Below are 7,432 nucleotides of genomic sequence, written 5' to 3'. Positions count from 1 at the left end.
TTCACCGGCTGCGCCTCGGTTACCGACCCCGGCCTCGACAACCAAGAACCCGACATCGAGCAACCCACCCACGTGGACACTCCTGACCTCGGTACCGACCAAGACATGAGTCCTATTGTCGATCGCCCCGAATAACTCCTATTTCTCTAAATCATTTTCTCTTTTAATTAAATACTCTCTCTGTTATGAAATCTTTTACCCACAAACTTCTCGCTATCGTCTTCAGCATCGCATTGTTCACCGGCTGCGCCTCGGTTACCGACCCCGGCCTCGACAACCAAGAACCCGACATCGAGCAACCCACCCACGTGGATACTCCTGACCTCGGTACCGACCAAGACATGAGTCCTATTGTCGATCGTCCCGAATAACTTTATTTACTATTTGGAATTTCTTGTGGATTTACGATCAAAATATAATAGCTTCAACTATCCCTAAGTATTTTAGTTTAAGCCAAAATCTGCTACATGTTACTGGCAATATTGATTAGCTTTCTTCAAGCAAGTGTTTTTACTGCTGACAGCGGCTTAGTAAAGCAGTCAAAAATACAGGCAAATAACTACATAAGTAATATTGAAAAAGGCCGGCATGTTAATGAAAATATCTGGGCTTTAGCAAAATTGGCAAATAGTCATTCTGAAGTTCGAGATGCCATAGAGCAAAAGGTTAAAAAAGATAAATACAAGAGTGAACTGTTAACTCCTTTCAAAAATATAGATGATCACTATCCTGACCAACTTGAAAAAATAATATTAAAAACAGGCTCACCTCAGATATTAACAGAACTTTTACTAATATCCGATAAAAATAAAAATGAGCTTTATGAAAAATTTCATTCAAAATTCCACATCAAATCTAATGAAGGCAACATTAACTATGAAGCTCTATTTGAGGCTATCATAAAGAAAGCAACTATTGATAAATCTATTGTTTCAACAGATACATTTAGTCTTACCCACTTCTTATTGCTTTTTCGAGCCCATGACCAACTCAGTAAATCATTTCTAAACTCTCTAGAAAAAAAATGGTCCAAAAAAAATATAAACAATCAAAATCTTTTATCGACACTTTATAATTCTGCTTATCTGAGAGTATTATACTTAAACTATAATTATACCAAAACAGCAGATTTATTCAACAAACTCATAAGTAATCCCTATTTTCCGCATTCAGATTTAAGATTAAAACTCTATAGATACTTAGATTATTCAATGTATCGTTTAGGCTATTACGATCGTAGCCTTCAAATTATTCGCCAACAAGCCTTACCACTATCTTCTTTTCTAAAAAGAAATGAGGAGTATCTAAATATAAAACAGTTACAAGGTGTTTATTTATATAGTATTGGGAAGATCAAAGAAGCAGAAAAGGTATACCAAGGTGTCTTGAGTGAAATAAATAAAAATGATTTAAATATTTCACGGTCCTCTATTTATAACAATCTAGCCTTAACATACCACAAACTTGGGAATTACAACAAATATTTAGACTTGCAATTTCGAGCATTGGATTATGCAAAAGAATCCAATAATTATTCTCATCAACTCGAAATTTTAAACAACCTCTCCATATATCATCGAAAATTTGGTGATTCGGAGAAAGCTTTAGGGTATTTACAAGAGGCTCAGGAAATGACAAAAGAAATAGGGAAGGAAGAAGATTTAATTTCAATTTATACCTCTTTAGGAGCTTTTTATCGCACATTTAAAACTGATTTCTCCAAGGCACACGAATACTTTGAGAAAGCCGAAAAACTCCTTAATAAAGGAACTCATTTAGAATACCATATTCATCTGTTGAATGAAAAAGCTGAGGCATATGAAACACAAAAAAAATATCATAAGGCTATAGAACAGCATGATCGAATAATTAAATTTACTACCCAAGAAAAAGGCCCAAATTATATTGATGCGTTAGTCAACAAAGCACTCATCAAATTAGAAACAAATTCAATCAATGAAGCTGGGAAACTTATAGCAGAATACCGCTCCCATGATCTCAGTCAACTTGACTTTCCACAAATAATTAAAGCAAAAACAGTTGAAGCCGATTATTTGCACCAGACAAAAAAAATCCATGAGGCATTGGATATCCTGCAGCCCACTTTAGACCAAGTCTTGGCTCGAGCCAAAAGCAGTGCCGATCTCAAATCGGGGTTTTGGCATGTCGAGGATGAATACCTCGATGCTTTTGAACTGGCCGCATCAATTTATATAGATACAGGTCAACCCGGCAAGGCTGTCGAAAAGCTTGATCAGCTTAAAACCATTAACGATGCCTCCCTTTATCAAAATCCATTAGTTAAATCGAGCCTGTTAAACGAATCAGAACTAACGGAATACAAGCAGATAACCAATCAGCTTGATGCTGTTCGCAAAAAACTCTTAACAGCACCCGAGGAGAAACAATTTGCAATACGGCAACAGATCAATCAATTAAATACCAAAAAACGAAAATACGATCGCAGGCTCAGTAAAAATATTGACTCGAACCCTACCTCTATTCGCCAAATTCAAAACAAGCTATCGGCCCGGGAGCTCTTGGTGCATATAACAGAACTAAAAGACCAATACTATATCGCCAAAATATCTCGTTCAGATATTGATCTAAAGACGATTGAACTGGATGAAAATGTGAGGAGTCTGTTTAGCACCGCTGTTCAACAAATTGCAACGCACGAGACAAATCTCGACTCTCTTTATAAGATTTCCCAAATCCTGGAGCTGAATGATATTCCCCAATATGTTGATAAAATAACCCTTGTCCCAGACAGTTACTTCTATCAGCTTCCGCTGGATATTCTACCGATGGAAAAACCCTCTAAAAGCTACAGCTACGGTGAAACAACCTATGCAATCGAAAAATTTAAAACGCAATACCTGACTACGCTGGAGGATTTTAAAACCCCAAATGGTTCTTCGTCAGCTTCTAAAGCTCGATTGAACTATGTGGGATATGGGGTATCAAACTTTGATAACTATAATAACCAATCATTGGTACCACTGCCTTACGCCCAGTCCGAGGTTACCCAAATTGCAAAAGGTCTCTCTAATTTATCCCGAGTAGAAACCTTCATCAATGAGCAATCAACCAAATCAACTTTTAAACAAACCGCCCCACACTCTCGAGTCATCCATTTGGCCACTCACAGCGAAGTATCGGAACGCGATCCGATGTTTTCCACTGTTTATTTCAATAAATCTACAGCCGAAAATGACAGTACTTTTGAAGATCGGTTTTTTGCCTATGAGTTATTTGAGCTTGACCTTAGCAATGAAATGGTCATGCTTAATTCATGTGAGTCGGGATCCGGATCATATATACAGGGAACCGGGGTAATGGGCATAAGCAGAGCTCTACGATATGCCGGCGCCAAATCACTGATACTCAATTTATGGTCGGTTAATGATATGCTTGCATCAGAGTTTGCTATACAGTTCTACACTCACTTAAATGAGGGAAGGTCTAAAGCTGAAGCGCTTAGAGCCGCTAAAAAACACTTTTTAAACAATAAAAATGCTGATCCTCATTTCTGGGGTCCCTATATGTTAATAGGAAATACCGATCCTATCGTGGAACCTCAACAGAATAAAAACCTGGCTATGGCCGGAGCATTTATCTTCTACTTCCTGCTTATGGTGGGACTCTCTTATCTTAGCCAACGAAAAATTATCTTTTCAAAACACTGATTTTGCAAAAGGTTTTTACGATAAGTGCTTTTATCTTTTAAACTAATAATGAATTAATTAGCTCTAGTACCCTCGTTATTCTACTGCTAAAAGTATCAGATCATTCAGACAAAGCATTCAGATAACTTTGGGCAACCCGGCGATAAGCTCCGTTTAACTCGTAAGCCTTTTCAATGTTCATCCTTGCATCAACCAACTGATCTAAATGGAAGTGTGCATTTCCGATATACCAATATGCCTTCTCTAACATAAGCACATCTACATTATCTTTATGAGCTACCACCCTTTCGTAATATTCGATGGCTTTATTGTAATTACCATTATTGTAGTGCAAAGAACCTAAGTTGAGACTCAATTCAGCAATCCATCCAGGCTCTGAAGCATTCTCCAGCTCAGATGCTAATAGAGATATGGCCTCATTTTGACGCCCGGTATTGGCAAGCTCTATTGCATTTCGAATTACCTCTTTATCGGACGAAGAAGCAATAGTACCATCACCAGATCGATAATAATCCAGTTCAATGCTCGATACAGGTTTTACCGAGGATTGTTGCTGTGTAGAAATATTCATTACCCCAACAACGGCAATAAGAAGAGCCATGACGGCAGCTGCGGCATAATACCAATATCGCTCTTTGGTTGTACTTTTTTGTTTTTCTCTTTTACGTTCGATTACAGCTTTGAGATTGGCAACGCTTTTGAGATAATCCAAGTGATAACCATCTTGAATTAGCTCGGCCCATAATTCATCAACTTCCTGAGCAGAAAGCTGACCATTTACATAGCAGTCAATCTTTTCTTCCAACTCTTTTTTGTTAAAACTCTCAATCATGATTTTTTTCCTAAAAAATTAACACGCAAATTCAGTTTATCAGCGCGTATATATATGTTTAAGAACCTCATTTCTTTTATTCCTTTTTGTTCATAATACAAGAGTATACTGTTACCTATTTGTTACAAAATTTTTATCCAAATTATCCTAAACAAAGTTACCATTTGCCATATGTAGCTTTAGACTCAATTATAGTAGTTTTACAATTTGAATATTAAAAAATGCTAATGATTCAGATTGCAAAAAACATCCAATATTATATTCCACTTAACTGCATTTTATTTAGCCCAAGAAATAAAGTACTATTAACATACTCTCTTATCCATTTTAAACATTTTTATCAATTATAATTACTGTATGCTTCGTTCATTGCTAATGCTTGCTTTTCTCACTCTTCTAATGACAAACCCTTCCTTCAGTCAACCTTCAATTGCTGAAAAAAGTACATCTCTCGATGAAAAAATCGGGCAGATGCTTTTGGCAGGATTCCGAGGTACTGCACTCGCTGACACAAACCATATAGTCCGTGACATAAAGAAATACCACTTGGGTGGAGTGATCCTATTTGATTACGATGTTCCATCAAAATCTTCGGGGCGGAATATAGAATCCCCTGCACAAGTAAAAACGCTCATCAACGACCTTAAAAAAATATCTGACATTCCTCTTACCATTGCAATTGATCAAGAAGGAGGACAGGTGGCCCGACTAAAGCCATCAATGGGATTTCCCAGAATCAAATCAGCAGAATATCTCGGTGCCTTAAATAACGTAGACAGCACCCGGTTCTATGCAAAAAAAATGGCTCAGACATTAGCTGATTTAGGAATCAATATGAATTTTGCTCCTGTTGTTGATCTTAATACCAATCCTGAAAATCCCATCATTGGCGGATTGGAACGCAGTTATTCCGCAAAGCCCGAAAAAGTTGTAAAACATGCTTCTATTTATATTAAAGCGTTGAATAAATATGGCATTTGGTCGGTACTTAAACATTTTCCCGGACACGGGAGCTCAAAAAAAGATTCTCACCTTGGGGTGGTTGATGTAACCGAAACTTGGGCCAAAAAGGAATTACTCCCATATCGGAAGCTTATCAATAAGAACTTGGCAGATGCCATTATAACTGCCCATATTTTTAACCGTAATATAGATCCCGATTACCCCGCGACCCTTTCCAAACCTACCATTACCGGGTTACTGCGAAACAAGTTAAACTACAACGGTGTGGTCATTTCTGATGATCTTATGATGGGAGCTATACGCAATGAATACGGCCTCAAAACTACAATAACCAAAGCTATAAATGCTGGAATTGATATTTTGGTCTTTGCCAATAACTCCATTTACGACCCTGACATTGTTCCCAAAGCACACAGGATTATCCTTGACCTTATTGATGAAGGCAAAATTACCCGTAAACAGATCGATAGATCTTTTCAACGAATTATGGATTTAAAAAGCGCGAAAAAAAGGTGATCATGATGGAAAAACACACCTATCAGTGGTTCATCAAACAGTTCGAAAATACCAAGAGTACTGCCGAAGAATTTATTTTATCTGTTGATGAAAACCTATTCCTAAAAGCTCCCACAAAAGGCCGGTGGAGCATAGCAGAATGTTATAGTCATCTTATAAACTATGGGGATCTGTATTTCGACAATATAGCATCAGCGATCTCTGAAAATACCGATACGGTTAATACAGTCAACCGATCCTTTCCACCCCGATGGCTTGCCCAAAAAATTATTTCATTTTTTGAACCACCATATAAAATGAAGTTGAAAACTATTAAATCCATGAAGCCTGTCGATACATCCAAATACAACCGTATGGAATTACTTGATGAGTACCTGAATTTACAAAATCGTCTGATTGTACAACTCGAAAATGCTCATCAAAACCATGTTCACCTGGGACGGTCAAAGGTTTCACATCCTATCTTTTCAATAATTAAAATGACGCTTTGTGAATGTTTTCTTTTGCTTGAAGCTCATCAACGTCGACATCAGTGGCAGGCCGAACAAACTTTGCAGGTGCTACAAGATCATACCTTTTGACACGTTACTTTTTGTATCTGTCGTACGGAAATAGAAACAAACCATAAGGCTCCTGCCCTTCTTTTTCTATTGATTGATGGTGCCGCTGATGCGCATATCGAATCAGCCGCATCACCTTGCTGTCACTTTTAAACGGCATAAAGCGCTTGTGAGCGAACAGATCGTGAATTATAAAGTACAGGATTCCATACACAGCTATTCCCGTACCTATTGCAAAGCTCGTTGATTCAATTGGAGCTGCACTTCCACGATACATTAGATAAACCGACAAACCGGCAAAAAACAGCGAAAACAGATCGTTTAGTTCGAATAATCCATGCGTTGGCTCGTGATGCGATCGGTGAACCTCCCATAACAAGCCGTGAAAAATAAACCGATGAACCAAGTAAGAAATAATTTCCATCCCGGCAAAGCCCAACAGCAGCCAACCAATAAATGCTAAAAAATCCATGACAGCAAGTACTCTGTTTTATTTTTGATTTCCGATATAAATATCAAAATCGGGACTTAATCCCAAGCAGCCTTTGTTATTAATTACAGAATATATGTGCAAAAAGGATATGGAATATTTTGAATTACAGATGTTAATTCCGGTAATATTAATCAGGTGACTGAACATAATCCCAATAACTTTCGTAAAGAAAAAGGATGACGGACTTAATAGCATTGGAATTTTTTCGGATGATATTATCGTTATTAACCGGTCAATAATGTCGTCTTCTAATCATCTTATTGTAGTAATACTTGAAGGCGAAATGAGCGTTCGCAAACTGATCAAAGAAAATGGCAGTATTTTTTAACGAATGAAAATTCCCAAACTGAAAAGCAAAAAAATCGAAAGAAACTGATTT

Annotated in this window: 7 protein-coding genes; 5 read left to right on the top strand and 2 right to left on the bottom strand. The window is 37.4% G+C overall.

The genetic code is table 11. The features are described from left to right. The first annotated feature begins 233 nt into the window (after positions 1-233). Together ACT3IB_RS07160 and ACT3IB_RS07155 are read left to right on the top strand one after the other, a co-directional pair. Positions 234-371: a hypothetical protein gene (locus ACT3IB_RS07160; RefSeq protein ID WP_491538318.1), complete on the top strand. Its 138-nt coding sequence runs from the start codon at positions 234-236 to the stop codon at positions 369-371. A 96-nt stretch (positions 372-467) separates the two neighbouring features. After that, complete coding sequence (locus ACT3IB_RS07155) at positions 468-3,689, top strand: CHAT domain-containing protein (protein WP_491538317.1); 3,222 nt, start codon at positions 468-470, stop codon at positions 3,687-3,689. A gap of 100 nt (positions 3,690-3,789) precedes the next feature. Here ACT3IB_RS07155 and ACT3IB_RS07150 read toward each other — a convergent pair whose 3' ends face one another. Beyond that, on the bottom strand, positions 3,790-4,521 hold the full coding sequence (locus ACT3IB_RS07150) for a tetratricopeptide repeat protein (RefSeq protein ID WP_491538316.1): 732 nt from the start codon (positions 4,519-4,521) through the stop codon (positions 3,790-3,792). Positions 4,522-4,878: 357 nt separating this feature from the next. Here ACT3IB_RS07150 and ACT3IB_RS07145 point away from each other — a divergent pair, with 357 nt between their 5' ends. Both ACT3IB_RS07145 and ACT3IB_RS07140 read left to right on the top strand, forming a co-directional pair. Further along, entirely contained in the window at positions 4,879-6,000 is a 1,122-nt protein-coding gene (locus ACT3IB_RS07145) for a glycoside hydrolase family 3 protein (protein ID WP_491538315.1), read from the top strand. A gap of 2 nt (positions 6,001-6,002) precedes the next feature. Continuing rightward, complete coding sequence (locus tag ACT3IB_RS07140) at positions 6,003-6,581, top strand: DinB family protein (protein ID WP_491538314.1); 579 nt, start codon at positions 6,003-6,005, stop codon at positions 6,579-6,581. Between the two features lie 4 nt (positions 6,582-6,585). Here ACT3IB_RS07140 and ACT3IB_RS07135 read toward each other — a convergent pair whose 3' ends face one another. After that, complete coding sequence (locus tag ACT3IB_RS07135; RefSeq protein WP_491538313.1) at positions 6,586-7,032, bottom strand: sterol desaturase family protein; 447 nt, start codon at positions 7,030-7,032, stop codon at positions 6,586-6,588. Positions 7,033-7,192: 160 nt separating this feature from the next. Between ACT3IB_RS07135 and ACT3IB_RS07130 the strand changes: the two genes are divergently transcribed. After that, positions 7,193-7,381, top strand: a complete 189-nt coding sequence (locus tag ACT3IB_RS07130) for a S24 family peptidase (protein WP_491538323.1) — start codon at positions 7,193-7,195, stop codon at positions 7,379-7,381. Positions 7,382-7,432 lie beyond the last annotated feature (51 nt).

The organism is Fodinibius sp. GM21 (assembly GCF_058386955.1).
This window is presented reverse-complemented; position numbering and strand designations above follow the sequence as displayed.

What these genes read in the sequence shown, in the direction of transcription:
- ACT3IB_RS07145 (WP_491538315.1), top strand. Translation starts at nt 4,879, where the DNA reads ATGCTTCGTTCATTGCTAATGCTTGCTTTTCTCACTCTTCTAATGACA.
- ACT3IB_RS07155 (WP_491538317.1), top strand. Translation starts at nt 468, where the DNA reads ATGTTACTGGCAATATTGATTAGCTTTCTTCAAGCAAGTGTTTTTACT.
- ACT3IB_RS07150 (WP_491538316.1), bottom strand. Translation starts at nt 4,521, where the DNA reads ATGATTGAGAGTTTTAACAAAAAAGAGTTGGAAGAAAAGATTGACTGC.
- ACT3IB_RS07135 (WP_491538313.1), bottom strand. Translation starts at nt 7,032, where the DNA reads ATGGATTTTTTAGCATTTATTGGTTGGCTGCTGTTGGGCTTTGCCGGG.
- ACT3IB_RS07140 (WP_491538314.1), top strand. Translation starts at nt 6,003, where the DNA reads ATGATGGAAAAACACACCTATCAGTGGTTCATCAAACAGTTCGAAAAT.